Here is a 13696-nt window from a genome sequence, read left to right as displayed (position 1 = left end):
TCTCCTGTGTTACTCCGGGTAGCGGTCCGCCCCTGCCGATGCCGGCACGGGGGCCCCGGTCCCCACCCCGCCATCCTCCGCAATGCCCCGGGGGACGGCAAGGCCCGCCTGCTGCCAGACGGGCCACACCGGTGACGTCCGCGCCGGTCAGCCCAGGGTCTGGGCCGCCGTCGCCGAGGAGTCCTTCAGGAACTGGGAGCAGCGCTCGTACTCCTCCTGCTCGCCGATGGCCTGGGCGGCGCGGGCGAGGGCGTGCAGGGCGCGCAGGAAGCCGCGGTTCGGCTCGTGCTCCCACGGCACCGGGCCGTGCCCCTTCCAGCCGTTGCGGCGCAGGGCGTCCAGGCCGCGGTGGTAGCCCGTACGGGCGTAGGCGTACGACTCGACGACCGAGCCCCGCTCGAACGCGTCGTCGGCGAGCTGGGCCCAGGCGAGGGAGGAGGTGGGGTGCCGAGCGGCGACGTCCGCCGGCGCGGTGCCCGCCGCGAGGGCCTGACGCGGCTCCGGGTCGTCGGGCAGGTGGGTCGGGGGCGGCCCCCCGAGAAGGTTCTGGTGAATCGACATGCGTCCAGTGTGGCCCACGGGAGCGGGGCGGGGCGGGGCACCTCCGCGGGTGCCGGAAACCGCGCCGGCCGCACACGGGAACGCCCCGCACCCCGCCCGGGACATACGACGGGCCCGGCGGCAACGAAGGCCGCCGGGCCCGCCACGGGCACCGCCTACTTGTTCACGGGCACCGCTTACTTGATCTTGTTGCCCGCCGAGCGCAGGTGCTGCGTGGCCTGGACGACGCGCGCGGCCATGCTCGCCTCGGCCAGCTTGCCCCAGGTGCGCGGGTCGTAGGCCTTCTTGTTGCCGACCTCGCCGTCGACCTTCAGGACGCCGTCGTAGTTCTGGAACATGTGGGCGGCGACCGGACGTGTGAAGGCGTACTGGGTGTCGGTGTCGATGTTCATCTTCACCACGCCGTTCTCCAGCGCGGTCTGGATCTCCTGCTCGCTGGAGCCGGAACCGCCGTGGAAGACGAAGTCGAACGGCGACTGCTTGCCGAACCGGGCGGCGACGCCCTCGTTCAGCTCCTTCAGCAGCTCCGGACGCAGGACGACGTTGCCCGGCTTGTACACGCCGTGCACGTTGCCGAAGGAGGCGGCCAGCAGATAGCGGCCCTTCTCGCCCAGGCCCAGCGCCTCGGCGGTGCGGATGGCGTCGTCGACGGTGGTGTACAGCTCGTCGTTGATCTCGTGGGTGACACCGTCCTCCTCGCCGCCGGTGGGGGTGATCTCCACCTCGAGGATGATCTTGGCGGCGCGGGCCTGCTCCAGCAGCTCCTGCGCGATCGCCAGGTTGTCGGCGAGGGTCTCGGCGGAGCCGTCCCACATGTGCGACTGGAACAGCGGGCCGAGACCGGCGTCGACGCGCTTCTTGGACAGCGCGATCAGCGGACGCACGTACCCGTCGAGCTTGTCCTTCGGGCAGTGGTCCGTGTGCAGGGCGATGTTGACCGGGTACTTCTCGGCGATGATGTGCGCGAACTCGGCGAGCGCGACCGCGCCGGTCACCATGTCCTTGCTGTACTGGCCGCCGAGGAACTCGGCGCCGCCGGTCGAGATCTGGACGATGCCGTCGCTCTCCGCCTCCGCGAAGCCGCGCAGTGCCGCGTTCAGGGTCTGCGTGGAGGTCACGTTGATGGCCGGGTAGGCGAACTTGCCTGCCTTCGCCCGGTCGAGCATCTCGTTGTAGACCTCGGGGGTTGCGATGGGCATCTGTCCGCTCCTTGTGTTGCGGGTAGGGGTTCTGCGTTACGGCCCTGACCTAGACCTTGGGGGCGACGTCATCGTCGGCCCCATCTTCCCAGACATGAACCGATGGTCCACGTGCCGGTCAAGTCCAGGTCAATCCCGGTCGTCAGTCCAGCCCCAGTTCATCCTTCGAGAAGGCGAAACGGTAGGGAACACCCGCGCCCGCTTCGATCTTCTCTGCGGCCCCGGTCGCCCGGTCCACGATCGTGGCGACGGCGACGACCTCCGCGCCGGCCTCCCGCACGGCCTCGACGGCGGTCAGCGGGGAACCGCCGGTGGTGGAGGTGTCCTCGACCACCAGGACCCGGCGGCCCGCGATGTCCGGACCCTCGACGCGCCGCTGGAGCCCGTGCGCCTTGGCCGCCTTGCGGACCACGAACGCGTCGAGCCGGCGGCCGCGCGCGGCGGCGGCGTGCAGCATGGCGGCGGCGACCGGGTCGGCGCCCATGGTGAGCCCGCCGACCGCGTCGAACTCCAGGTCCGCGGTCAGGTCCAGCAGTACCCGGCCGACCAGCGGGGCGGCCTCGCCGTCGAGGGTGATGCGGCGCAGGTCGACGTAGTAGTCGGCCTCCAGACCGGAGGAGAGGGTCACCTTGCCGTGCACCACGGCCTTGTCCTTGATCTGCTGCAGCAGCGCGCCGCGCACGTCGTCCGTCATGCCGACCAGCTTAGAGCCGACGCCAGCTCCAGGTCGTACTCGCCTCCAGCGGCTCCAGCGGGGTGACCAGGCGCGGGTGGGTGTTCAGGCCGTTGGGCGGCCCGGTCTGCGGTTCGACGCAGACGGCCTCGGCCTGCTCGTCGTAGACCACCACCCACTCCTGCCGGCCGGCCACCTTCAGCTCCAGCCGGTCCGGCCAGGTGAGGGTGACGTCGACACCGCCGGGCATGCCGAAGCAGTCGTCCCAGGGGCCGGGCCGGGGGTCGATCCGGTTGCCGGTGGGCAGGTGGTCGGCGCCACGCTCCTCCTGCCAGGCGGGCTTGAAGTCCAGCTCCACGCCGGCGCCGTCGAGGTTCCGGTTGAACCACGGGTGCCAGCCGAGCTGGGCCGGGAAGGAGTCGTCGTACGTCTCCACGGACAGGGTCAGGGTCAGGCCGTCCTCGGTGAGCGCCACGACCTGGGTGACGCGGCCGGGGTGCGGCCAGGGGTCGGTCAGCTCGTACGTGATCACCGCCTCGTCCTCCGTGACGCGCGCGGTGCGCCAGGCGCCGTCGCGCGCGGTGCCGTGGATGGCGTGCGGCGGGGAGTTGAGCGGCATCTGACGGACGGTGCCGCCGTCCAGGAAGCGGCCGTCGCGGATCCGGCCGCACCAGGGCACCATCGGGAAACAGCCGTAGCGCGGGCCCTGCCGCAGCAGTTCCAGGGAGCCGACCCTGAGCCCGCTGATCCGGCCGCCGTTCGCGGGGCTGACGCGCACTTCCGCTTCACCTGCGGTCAGCGTGATGTCTTCGTTGCTCACGGGACGACACTACTGGGGCGCTCAAGGGGGCGTGCGCAGTCCGTCGGGCCTTTGCTCAGCGCCGTCTGCGCAGGGCGCGGGTGACCACGACCGCGGAGGCCAGGGCGAGGGCCGCGGCGGGGGCCGCCCAGCGCAGGGCCGGGTTCCCGGCGACGGTCTGGGGGGCGGGCACGGGGGCGTACCGGCCGCGCGGCGGGGCGTGGTCGACCTCCTCGGCGCTGCGCCCGATCATCGTCCGGCGCGCGTGCGCGGCCTCGGCGGGCGGCTCCCCGGTGTCGCCGAAGTCCTCGGCGAGCCGGTCGTCGGCGGAGTCGGTGCCGGTGCCTGCGCCGTCGGCGCCCTCATGGCCGGCGTCCGTGTCCGCGTCCGCGTCCCGGTCCAGGGAGGGCGGGGGGACCTCGGTGTCGAAGACGGAGGGGCGGCCCTCGTCGGCCGCCTCGGACCCGGATTCCCCGACCCCGGCGGTCTCGGCGGCCCCAGCGGTCTCGTCCGTCACCGTGTCCTGGGGCCCCGCCGTCTCCTCGGCCCCTGAGGACTTCTCGGCCCCGGTCGTCTCACCGGCCTCCGCCGTCTCCTCGTCCCCTGAGGGCTTCTCGGACCCGGCGGTCTCATCGGCCCCTGCCGTCTCCTCGGCCGCCGTCTCCTCGGCCCCGGCCGTCTTCTCGACCCCTGAGGGCTTCTCGGCCGTGGCCGTCTCACCGGCCCCCGGCGTCTCCTCGGCCGCTCCCGCCCCCTCCGTCTCCTCCGCCGCCAGGGTCTCCAGGAACCGGTCCAGCAGTCTCGTCGTCGCCGTCGTCACCTGTTCCGGCGGGAGTTCCGTGAGCCGGCCGGTCGCGGTCGCCGTGCCCTCGGCCGTGACCGCGCAGCCGCCGTCGGCGGCCGTGAGACGCAAGGTCAGGGCCAGTTCGACCGTGCCACTGCCGCGGGCCTCGCCGGCGTCGGCCTCGACGGCGTACGTGCCGTCGGCGCGCGCGGTCACCCGGGCCGTGCCCCGGTAGGTGACGGAGTGTCCGCCGACGCGCAGTTTCAGGCGGCCGGTGATCGGTTCGGCACCGGCGTCCTGTTGCAGCCCGGGCACGGCGCGGGCGACGCGAGCGGGGTCGGCCAGGGCGGCGCCGAGCCGTTCGGTGGAAGCCTGGACGAAGACCTGGTGCTCCATGGTCCCGGAGCCTACCCACTCGCGGCCGGAACTCACCCGGACGTGCGCGCGGCTCGGCCCCGGGACCCCCGTTCGCCGGACCCCCGTACGCGACGCCCCCGCCCCGGCCCCCGCAAGCCCTCAATACCGGGGATGCACCAGCGTGGACCCCGGCAGCCCGTCGATCCGGGTCCGCTCGGCCGCCCGCGCGTCCGCGGTCAGCCGGGCCTGGGTCAGGGTGCGCGGGTGCGCGGAGCCGAGGCGCAGGGGCGGCGGGACGCGGCCCGGGGCCGCCAGCAGGAAACCCCAGTCGTGCGGGGTCCGGGACGCGCCCGCCGAGCGGTAGGGGCCGGCCGTGAAGCCGCTGTCGGGGCCGGGCACCCGGTAGGGGGAGACGCCGAAGCCGGCCGCGCGGAGGGTCGCGGCGACGGTCCAGTAGGCGCGGGGCCGGGTGGTGACGGGCCCGGCGTGCACCACCAGGCGCCCGCCGGGGGCGAGCACCCGGCGGACCAGGCCGTAGAACTCCTGGGAGTACAGCTTGGTGCCGGCGGTGATGCCGGGGTCGGGCAGGTCGCTGATCACGACGTCGTACGTCCGCCCGCGCGCCCCGCGCAGCCAGCCGAGCGCGTCGGTGGTGGTGACCCGGACGCGCGGGTCGGCGAGGGCGCACGCGTTGACGGCGGCGAGGCCCGGGTCGTGCCGGGCCAGCTCCACCAGGCCCGGGTCCAGCTCGACGAGGTCGAGGCGGCGCACGTCGCGGTGGCGCAGCACCTCGCGGGCGGCCAGTCCGTCGCCGCCGCCGAGGATCAGCACGCGCGCGTGCGGGCCGGACAGGGCCGGGTGGACGAGGGCCTCGTGGTAGCGGCGCTCGTCGCGGCCGTCGACGCGGAGCCGGCCGTCCAGGAAGAGGCCGAGGGGCCGGCCGCGGGTGCCGCCGGCCAGGACGACCTCCTGGGCGTCGGTCCGCACGGCCACCCGGACGTCGGTGCCGTACACGGCGCGCCGGGCGGCCCGTTCGAAGTCGCCGGCGAGGGCGGCGGCGCAGGCGAGGACACCGAGGACGGCGAGGCCGGTGAGCAGGAGGACCCAGCGGGCGCGGCGGCCGAGGTCGCGGCGGAACAGGCCGAGGACCAGGGCGCCGCCCGCGACCACGTTGACCGTGCCGGTCAGCAGCGCTCCGGTCAACTGGCCCAGGTACGGCAGGAGGAGGAAAGGAAAGGCGAGGCCGCCGACCAGGGCGCCGACGTAGTCCGCGGCGAACAGGTCGGCCACGGCGCCGCCCGCGTCCTGCCGGCGGATGCGCTGGATCAGCTCCATCAGCAGCGGCACCTCGGCACCCACGAGCAGGCCGATGGCCAGGGAGAAGGCGACGAGCAGACAGCGCGGTCCGGCGGCCCAGGCCCCGCCCCAGCCGGCGGTCCAGGCGAACACGGCGTACAGCGCCATGGCGCTGCCGCCGCCGACCAGCGCGAGGGCCGACTCGACCGCGCCGAAGCCGGCCGCCGCGTGGCAGCGCAGCCGTTTGGCGCCGAGGGAGCCGATGCCCATGGCGAACACCATCACGGACAGCACCACGGACGCCTGGGTGACCGAGTCGCCGGTCAAGTAGGAGGCGAACGCAACCAGTTCCAGTTCGTACACGAGTCCGCAGGCCGCGCAGACGAAGACGCACGCGAGGACCAGGAACCGCCCGGTGCCGGGCCGGACAGGCAGCCGTGCGGGGCTCGTCCAGGAGGGCGGGGCGCCCGGGGGCGCGGGGGCGTGCGGTTCGATCACGCTGCGACGTTACGTCACTTCCCGGCCACGCTTCGTCACCCACACGTGTGGATCCAGGGGCGCTTGACGCATTACGGGTTTATGTCACCACGGAGGACACGAGTCCGCGCTCAGCCCGGCCGGGTCGCCCGCGTCCGCTCGCCGACCCGGGTCCGGGTGGCCACCAGCTGTCCGTCCTGCGGGTAGGCGTGCCAGGTGCGCCAGTGCACCTGGCCCTCGTGCCGCTGGGCGAGCATCGCGGTGAAGGCGTGCGGACTGCCGGGGAAGACGCCGGCGAGGCCGTGCGGATGGTCGGAGACGAGGGCCAGCAGCTCCTGGGCGCGGCCCGCGAACGAACCGGGGGTGAGCACCTCCACGCGGGCGGCGAACTCGTACTCCCAGTCGCCGACGCGTTTGGCGACGCCGAGCGGCAGCGGGGTGCTGGAGCCGGGGATGCACGCGACCGTCTCGGAACAGGAGCCGCGCTCCTCCTCCAGAAGCACCTGGTGGGAGGCGCCGAGCAGCCGCAACTGGAGCCTGGCGCCGGTCAGTTCGAGGTCGAGGGTGGCCAGGGCGGGCAGCGGTTCGCGGCCCAGGGCCCAGGCGAGGTCGGCAGCGCGCGTATCGGTGTAGGAGGTGTTCAGGGTCGTGAGCATGGATCGGCTCCGCTAACACGCAATGAGGGGGAAATCAGCCAATCTCAGCCCGGCCGGCCCGGCCGGAATGGGGAGTCAGGGGGCGTTCGAGGGGCTGTGTCGGCGTTTAGAGGGAACCATGAACTAGGGCTCCGCCACAGGGTTTTTACCCAACTTCGTTGTGTTTCCATCCCTCGGGGGGCTCACAGCTCAACTGTTCATGCATGGTGTGCGCCGGTCGCGAATAAGACACGCCGGGCGCCTGCCGGATGTCCGTCCGGCGAGCGCCCGGCGTGGTGCGGCCCGGATGCGGTTCCCCCCGCTGTCCGGAGGCCCGGCTGCCCCGTGTCAGCCGCCTCCCCCGCATCCGCCCCCGCCACCGCCGCACGACGAACCCCCGCCGCACGACGACCCTCCGCCGCACGACGATCCCCCGCCGCAGGAGTGCCCGCCGTGCCCGTGTCCCCCGTGGTGCCCGCCGTGGTGCCCCGACGAGCCGGAGTCGCCGGCCCACCAGCTGCCGGTCGTCGAGCCGTCGTGGGACGAGGACGAGGACGACCCCCGGTACGTCCCGCCCCCGCGTCCGCGTCCCTTGCCGGCCGACGGCCCGGTCCGCCGGTTGCGGCGGGCCTGGCCCACCGCGATGAACGCCATCGCGATCAACGCCAGGATGATGCCCACGATCATGGCGCCACCCTCCTTCCGTTCCCCCGAAGCGGCCCCCCGTGGGCGCCTCGCCGTGCCACCGCGTCCCGCGCGGTGCCGGGGAGATGCCCGGCCGGCGAAGCGCCCAAAGCGGAGTTGAGGAACTCCAGAGCTTGAGCGCAGGATGACCGGCATGACCTCCAGCGCACGCCCTCACCTCAACCGCCGGCTCGCCGAGTTCGGGACCACGATCTTCGCCGAGATGTCGGCGCTGGCCGTGGCGACCGGATCGATCAACCTGGGCCAGGGCTTCCCGGACACCGACGGCCCCGAGGAGATCCGGGAGGCGGCCGTCCGGGCGCTGCGCGACGGGCGCGGCAACCAGTACCCGCCGGGCCCCGGCGTCCCCGAACTGCGCACCGCGATCGCCGCGCACCAGCTGCGCCGCTACGGCCTGTCCTACGACCCCGACACCGAGGTGCTCGTCACGGCGGGCGCCACGGAGGCGATCGCCGCCGCGCTGCTGGCGCTGGTCGAGCCGGGGGACGAGGTGGTGGCGCTGGAGCCGTACTACGACTCGTACGCGGCGAGCATCGCGATGGCGGGCGGCCGACGGGTGCCGGTGACCCTGAGGCCGCACGAGGGCAGCTTCCGGCTGGACCTGGACGAGCTGCGCGCGGCCGTCACCGACCGCACCCGGCTGCTGCTGGTCAACACCCCGCACAACCCGACCGGCACCGTCCTCACCCGCGCCGAGCTGGCCGCGATCGCCGAGCTGGCGGTGGAGCGGGACCTGCTGGTGGTGACCGACGAGGTGTACGAGCACTTGGTCTTCGACGACGCCGAGCACCTGCCGCTCGCCACGTTCCCCGGGATGCGCGGGCGCACCGTGAGCATCGGGTCGGCGGGCAAGACGTACTCGTTCACGGGCTGGAAGGTCGGCTGGGTGACGGCCGCTCCGGAGCTGGTCGCCGCCGTCCGTTCGGCCAAGCAGTTCCTGACCTACGTCGCCTCCGGCCCGTTCCAGTACGCGGTGGCCGAGGCGCTGGCGCTGCCCGACTCGTACTACGAGGACTTCCGCCGGGGCATGCTGGCCCGCCGGGAGATCCTCGCGGAGGGGCTCACGGCGGCCGGTTTCGACGTGTTCCGGCCGGCCGGCACCTACTTCGTCACCACCGACATCCGGCCGCTGGGCGAGAAGGACGGCTTCGCCTTCTGCCGCGCGCTGCCCGAGCGGGCGGGGGTGGTGGCCATCCCGAACGCGGTCTTCTACGACGACCGGGAGGCGGGGGCGCCGTTCGTGCGGTTCGCCTTCTGCAAGCGCGAGGAGGTGCTGCGGGAGGCGGCCGAGCGGCTGCGGGCCATGTGAGCGCGGCGCGCCCGGCCGGGGGCGGACCCCCGGCCGGGACGCGCGGCCGCGTTACTCGCCGCCGGCCTCGGGCTGCTCGCCCTCGCCGCCCTCCGGCTCCAGGCCGAGCTGCTCCACCAGCCACTTGTCGAACTCGATCGCGGCCCGCACCCAGCTGACCGTGGAGGAGACGAAGTGGTTGATGTCGACGCCCGTGCCGATCAGCATCTGGGCCTCGCCGATCAGCCGGACGGCGCCGTCGTCGTGGGTGTGGGTGTACACCTTGGGCCACAGGGTGCGGCGGTTCCAGTCGTCGATCGTCTCCAGGAGCTGCGGCTTCTCCTCGATCTTGTGCGGACGGTCGAAGAAGGTCCGCACCGAGAAGATGGCCTGCTCGGGCTCGTCCCCGCGGAACATGAAGTAGGTGCGGAACTGCTCCCACGGCGCGACGAGGTCACCCTCCTCGTCGACGACGTACTTCAGCTCCATCTGGTCGAGAAGCTGCTTCACCAGGTCCTGATCCGGGAGGACGGGGCCCGCCGGTCCTTGGGGCTGCGGTTCGGGCTGGCCCCCGAAATTCGGAATCGAGGACGGGTCGATGCTCACCGTGTTTTTCCCTTCATGCGGATGCCCGCCATCCTCCCCCATGCGGGGAGGGGCGTGGCAAGCCCCGACCCACCGCTCAGCCCTGAGCGGAAGCGCCGTGTCGGCGCGGGGGCGTGTCGGGGCGGGGGCGTGTCGGGGCGGGGGGCTTGTCCGCGCGGGGCGCGCCCGCGCGGAGGTCGTGCCCGCACGGAGGCCGTGCCCGCGCGGAGGCCGTACCGGGCGCACGGCGGCCACCCGGGCGGGCCGGAACCACCGGGGCCGACCGAACCAGCCCGGACGCCCCGGCACGGGAGTCCCGGCGCGGGAGTCCCGGCGCGGGAGTCCCGGCGCGGGAGTCCCGGCGCGGGTGTCGCGGCGCGGGGGGAGTGTCGGGGCGGGGGTGTGTCCGCGCGGGGCCGTGTCCGCACGGAGGCCGTACCGGGCGCACGGCGGCCACCGGGCGGGCCGGAACCACCGGGGCCGACCGACCAGCCCGGACGCCCCGGCACGGGAGTCCCGGCGCGGGTGTCGCGGCGCGGGTGTCGCGGCGCGGGTGTCGCGGCGCGGGTGTCGCGGCGCGGGAGTCCGGGCTCGGTGTCGCGGCGCGGGGGCGTGTCGGCGCGGGGGCCGTGTCCGCCGCAAGGGCCGTGTCCGCGCGGAGGCCGTGCCGGGCGCACGGCGGCCACCGGGCCGGGCCGGAACCACCGGGGCCGACCGAACCGGCCCGGACGCCCCGGCACGGGAGTCCGGGCACGGGTGTCCCGGCACGAGTGTCCCGGCACGGGAGCCCCGCCGCTCGGCCGCGCCGAAGGTCCGCGCCCCCGTGCCGGTGAAGACCGTCGTCCGTCCGGGGGGCCGGGGTGAGGGGCCCGGGCATGTGCCTGGCCGCCGGCGCCCAGCCCGAGCGGCGCGCGGCGCCCGGCGAAGAAGTCCCGCGCCGTCGCCTCCGGCGACACCCTCGCCGTACGCCCGGCACCGGCTCCGCCCGGGAACGAAGCGCCCCCGCCCGCCCGGGCGGACCGGGGCGGGCGGGGGCTTTTTCACGGGGAGAGGCCGGTCAGAGGGTCTTGCCGGTCGCCGGGCCCACCAGGAGGCCGGCGCCGAAGCGGTCCACGCGGACCGTGTCACCGTCCTTGATCTCGCCGGACAGGATCTCCCGGGCGAGGCGGTCGCCGATCGCGGACTGGACCAGGCGGCGCAGCGGGCGGGCGCCGTAGGCCGGGTCCAGGCCCTCCTCCGCGAGCCAGGCCAGCGCCTCGGGAGTGACGTCCAGGGTGAGCCGGCGTTCGGCCAGCCGCCTGGCGAGCCGGTCGGTCTGGAGCCGGGCGATCCGCTCCAGCTCCGGCTTGGTCAGCGCCGAGAAGACCACCAGGTCGTCCAGCCGGTTGAGGAACTCCGGCTTGAACGAGGCCCGCACGACCTCCAGCACCTGCTCCCGCTTCTGCTCCTCGCCGGTCAGCGGGTCCATCAGGAACTGGCTGCCCAGGTTGGAGGTGAGCACCAGGATCGTGTTGCGGAAGTCGACCGTGCGGCCCTGGCCGTCGGTGAGCCGGCCGTCGTCCAGCACCTGGAGCAGAATGTCGAAGACCTCCGGGTGGGCCTTCTCCACCTCGTCCAGCAGCACCACGCTGTACGGGCGCCGCCGCACCGCCTCGGTGAGCTGGCCGCCCTCCTCGTAGCCGACGTAGCCGGGGGGCGCGCCGACCAGCCGGGCCACGCTGTGCTTCTCGCCGTACTCCGACATGTCGATGCGGACCATGGCCCGCTCGTCGTCGAAGAGGAAGTCCGCGAGCGCCTTGGCCAGTTCGGTCTTGCCGACGCCGGTCGGGCCGAGGAAGAGGAAGGAGCCGGTGGGGCGGTCGGGATCGGCGATGCCGGCGCGGGAGCGGCGCACGGCGTCCGACACGGCGCGTACGGCCTCGCTCTGGCCGATCAGCCGCTTGCCGATCTCCTCCTCCATGCGCAGCAGCTTCTGCGTCTCGCCCTCCATCAGCCGGCCGGCCGGGATGCCGGTCCAGGCGGCGACCACGTCGGCGATGTCGTCGGCGCCGACCTCCTCCTTGACCATGGTGTCCCGGGCGGCCTCCTGCTCGGCGGCGGAGGCGGCCCGCAGCTCCTTCTCCAGCTGCGGGATCTCGCCGTACAGCAGCTTGGCCGCGGTGTCGAAGTCGCCGTCGCGCTGGGCCCGTTCGGCCTGCCCGCGCAGGTCGTCCAGCCTCTCCTTCAGCTCGCCGACCCGGTTGAGGGACTGCTTCTCCTTCTCCCAGCGGGCGGTGAGCCCGCGCAGCTCCTCCTCCCTGTCGGCGAGGTCGCGGCGCAGCTTCTCCAGGCGGGCGACGGAGGCCGGGTCGGTCTCCTTGGCGATCGCCAGCTCCTCCATCCGCAGCCGGTCGACGGAACGCTGGAGCTCGTCGATCTCCACGGGGGAGGAGTCGATCTCCATGCGCAGCCGGGACGCGGACTCGTCCACGAGGTCGATGGCCTTGTCGGGAAGGAAGCGGGAGGTGATGTACCGGTCGGACAGGGTGGCGGCGGCCACCAGGGCGCTGTCGGCGATCTGCACCTTGTGGTGGGCCTCGTAGCGGCCCTTGAGACCGCGCAGGATGGCGATGGTGTCCTCGACGGTCGGCTCGGCGACCAGGACCTGCTGGAAGCGCCGTTCCAGGGCCGGGTCCTTCTCGATCCGCTCCCGGTACTCGTCCAGGGTGGTGGCGCCGACCATCCGCAGCTCGCCGCGGGCGAGCATGGGCTTGAGCATGTTGCCCGCGTCCATGGCCGAGTCGCCGCCGGCCCCGGCGCCCACGACGGTGTGCAGTTCGTCGATGAAGGTGATGATCTGGCCGTCGGAGCCCTTGATCTCGGCGAGGACGGCCTTCAGCCGCTCCTCGAACTCGCCGCGGTACTTGGCGCCGGCCACCATCGCGCCGAGGTCGAGCGCGACCAACCGCTTGTCCTTCAGCGACTCGGGCACGTCGCCCTTGACGATCCGCTGGGCGAGCCCCTCCACGACGGCGGTCTTGCCGACGCCCGGCTCGCCGATGAGGACCGGGTTGTTCTTCGTACGGCGGCTCAGCACCTGCACGACCCGCCGGATCTCCTGGTCCCGTCCGATGACGGGATCCAGCCGGCCCTCGCGGGCGGCGGCGGTGAAGTCGGTGCCGAACTTCTCCAGGGCCTTGTACTGGCCCTCGGGGTCGGCGGTGGTCACGCGGCGTCCTCCCCTGGCCTTCTTGAAGGCCTCCAGCAGCTTCTTGGCGTCGGCGCCCTGCCGGGCGAGCAGTTCGCCGGCGGCACCGCCCTGCGCGGCGATGCCGATCAGCAGGTGCTCGGTGGACAGGTACTCGTCGCCCAGCTCCCGGGCCCGCTCGCCGGCGTCGGCGATCACGGCCAGCAGCTCGCGGCTGGGCTGCGGCGGCGCCACGGTGGAGCCGGCCACGCTGGGCAGCCCGGCCAGGATCCGCTCCGCGCCCGAGCGCACGGCGGCCTGGTCGGCGTCGACCGCGGCGAGCAGGTCGGTGATGTTCTCGTTGTCCTGCCCCTGGAGCAGAGCCAGCAGCAGGTGGGCGGGGGTGAGGTCCGGGTGCCCCCCGGTCACGGCGCGGTTGCTCGCGGCGTTGATCGCGTCCCGGCTCCTGTTGGTCAGCTCGGCGTCCACGTCTGCGTTCTCCTCCTCGACCGCTCTCCAGTGCTGACTTCACCAGCGTACACAAAGTTGAGTCTATTCCGCTCAAGCTTCGCCGGGAAGTGCCGAGGGGTTAGGTTGCGCGCATGAGCAGGCACTCCCAGGACCCGGCCGCCCCCGACGAGCCGTACCTCGCCTTCTGGCGCGAACGGCATCTGTGCACCCTGACGACCCTGCGCCCGGACGGCAGCCCGCATGTGGTGCCGGTGGGGGTGACGTACGACGCCGGCGCGCGGCTGGCCCGGGTGATCACCAGCGGGACCAGCGCGAAGGCCCGGTACGTGGCCGCGGCCGGCGAGGCGGGCGCCCGGGTCGCGGTGTGCCAGGTGGACGGCCGGCGCTGGGCGACGCTGGAGGGGCGGGCGCGGGTGCGGACCGAGCCGGAACGGGTGGCCGAGGCCGAGCGGCGCTACGCCGAGCGCTACCAGCGCGTGCCCCGGCCGAATCCGGCGCGTGTGGTGATCGAGATCGAGGTCGACCGGACGCTCGGGAACGGCTGACGTACGGCGATTTTCGGCCAGCATGGAAATATCCGCATACCGCGATATATCCCTGCAAACGGCAGCGGGGGGGGGGGGGGGGGGGGGGGGGGGGGGGGGGGGGGGGGGGGGGGGGGGGGGGGGGGGAGTGGGGGGGGGGGGGGGGGGGGGGTGGC

The 13696-nt window shown here is 74.0% G+C and carries 11 protein-coding genes; 2 read left to right on the top strand and 9 right to left on the bottom strand.

Translation table 11 applies throughout. The annotated features are described in order from the left end of the window. Window positions 1–147 precede the first annotated feature (147 nt). The 7 genes from ACZ4W9_RS33875 to ACZ4W9_RS33845 all read right to left on the bottom strand — a co-directional run bounded on the left by ACZ4W9_RS33875 (window position 148) and on the right by ACZ4W9_RS33845 (window position 6802). Entirely contained in the window at window positions 148–561 is a 414-nt protein-coding gene (locus ACZ4W9_RS33875) for a DUF3151 domain-containing protein (protein WP_467942248.1), read from the bottom strand. 176 nt (window positions 562–737) lie between these two features. Continuing rightward, the gene (fbaA, locus tag ACZ4W9_RS33870) at window positions 738–1760 is read right to left on the bottom strand and encodes a class II fructose-bisphosphate aldolase (protein WP_467942247.1); all 1023 of its coding nucleotides are present in this window, start codon (window positions 1758–1760) and stop codon (window positions 738–740) included. A gap of 142 nt (window positions 1761–1902) precedes the next feature. Next, a complete protein-coding gene (gene pyrE, locus ACZ4W9_RS33865) occupies window positions 1903–2454 on the bottom strand; it encodes an orotate phosphoribosyltransferase (protein ID WP_467942246.1) in 552 nt (183 codons plus the stop codon). A 10-nt stretch (window positions 2455–2464) separates the two neighbouring features. Continuing rightward, window positions 2465–3253 carry an aldose epimerase family protein gene (locus tag ACZ4W9_RS33860; RefSeq protein ID WP_467942244.1) on the bottom strand — a complete coding sequence of 263 codons (789 nt, stop codon included), beginning with the start codon at window positions 3251–3253 and terminating at the stop codon, window positions 2465–2467. Between the two features lie 55 nt (window positions 3254–3308). After that, on the bottom strand, window positions 3309–4412 hold the full coding sequence (locus tag ACZ4W9_RS33855; RefSeq protein ID WP_467942243.1) for an SRPBCC family protein: 1104 nt from the start codon (window positions 4410–4412) through the stop codon (window positions 3309–3311). Between the two features lie 120 nt (window positions 4413–4532). Next, window positions 4533–6167, bottom strand: coding sequence for a polyamine aminopropyltransferase (locus tag ACZ4W9_RS33850; protein WP_467942241.1), 1635 nt, complete (start codon window positions 6165–6167; stop codon window positions 4533–4535). A gap of 110 nt (window positions 6168–6277) precedes the next feature. Further along, entirely contained in the window at window positions 6278–6802 is a 525-nt protein-coding gene (locus ACZ4W9_RS33845; protein WP_467942240.1) for a DUF2617 family protein, read from the bottom strand. An 808-nt stretch (window positions 6803–7610) separates the two neighbouring features. Between ACZ4W9_RS33845 and ACZ4W9_RS33840 the strand changes: the two genes are divergently transcribed. Then, window positions 7611–8795, top strand: a complete 1185-nt coding sequence (locus ACZ4W9_RS33840; protein WP_467942238.1) for a pyridoxal phosphate-dependent aminotransferase — start codon at window positions 7611–7613, stop codon at window positions 8793–8795. Window positions 8796–8846: 51 nt separating this feature from the next. Here the strand turns inward: ACZ4W9_RS33840 and ACZ4W9_RS33835 are convergent, their stop codons facing one another. Both ACZ4W9_RS33835 and clpB read right to left on the bottom strand, forming a co-directional pair. Continuing rightward, a complete protein-coding gene (locus tag ACZ4W9_RS33835) occupies window positions 8847–9380 on the bottom strand; it encodes a YbjN domain-containing protein (protein ID WP_467942237.1) in 534 nt (177 codons plus the stop codon). Window positions 9381–10416: 1036 nt separating this feature from the next. Continuing rightward, window positions 10417–13014, bottom strand: a complete 2598-nt coding sequence (clpB, locus tag ACZ4W9_RS33830; protein WP_467942235.1) for an ATP-dependent chaperone ClpB — start codon at window positions 13012–13014, stop codon at window positions 10417–10419. A 113-nt stretch (window positions 13015–13127) separates the two neighbouring features. On the opposite strand from clpB, the gene ACZ4W9_RS33825 reads away from it, so the two are divergent. Continuing rightward, the gene (locus tag ACZ4W9_RS33825) at window positions 13128–13541 is read left to right on the top strand and encodes a pyridoxamine 5'-phosphate oxidase family protein (RefSeq protein ID WP_467942233.1); all 414 of its coding nucleotides are present in this window, start codon (window positions 13128–13130) and stop codon (window positions 13539–13541) included. Window positions 13542–13696: the final 155 nt, after the last annotated feature.

This window comes from Streptomyces sp. NPDC029296, assembly GCF_055569255.1.
The sequence above is the reverse complement of the archived record's forward strand: the minus strand, read 5'-3'. Positions and strand labels throughout refer to the sequence as shown.

Bases quoted from the DNA above. Each gene is read 5' to 3' on its own strand.
- fbaA (WP_467942247.1), bottom strand. From the start codon at position 1,760: ATGCCCATCGCAACCCCCGAGGTCTACAACGAGATGCTCGACCGGGCG.
- ACZ4W9_RS33845 (WP_467942240.1), bottom strand. From the start codon at position 6,802: ATGCTCACGACCCTGAACACCTCCTACACCGATACGCGCGCTGCCGAC.
- ACZ4W9_RS33855 (WP_467942243.1), bottom strand. From the start codon at position 4,412: ATGGAGCACCAGGTCTTCGTCCAGGCTTCCACCGAACGGCTCGGCGCC.
- ACZ4W9_RS33825 (WP_467942233.1), top strand. From the start codon at position 13,128: ATGAGCAGGCACTCCCAGGACCCGGCCGCCCCCGACGAGCCGTACCTC.
- pyrE (WP_467942246.1), bottom strand. From the start codon at position 2,454: ATGACGGACGACGTGCGCGGCGCGCTGCTGCAGCAGATCAAGGACAAG.
- ACZ4W9_RS33875 (WP_467942248.1), bottom strand. From the start codon at position 561: ATGTCGATTCACCAGAACCTTCTCGGGGGGCCGCCCCCGACCCACCTG.
- ACZ4W9_RS33840 (WP_467942238.1), top strand. From the start codon at position 7,611: ATGACCGGCATGACCTCCAGCGCACGCCCTCACCTCAACCGCCGGCTC.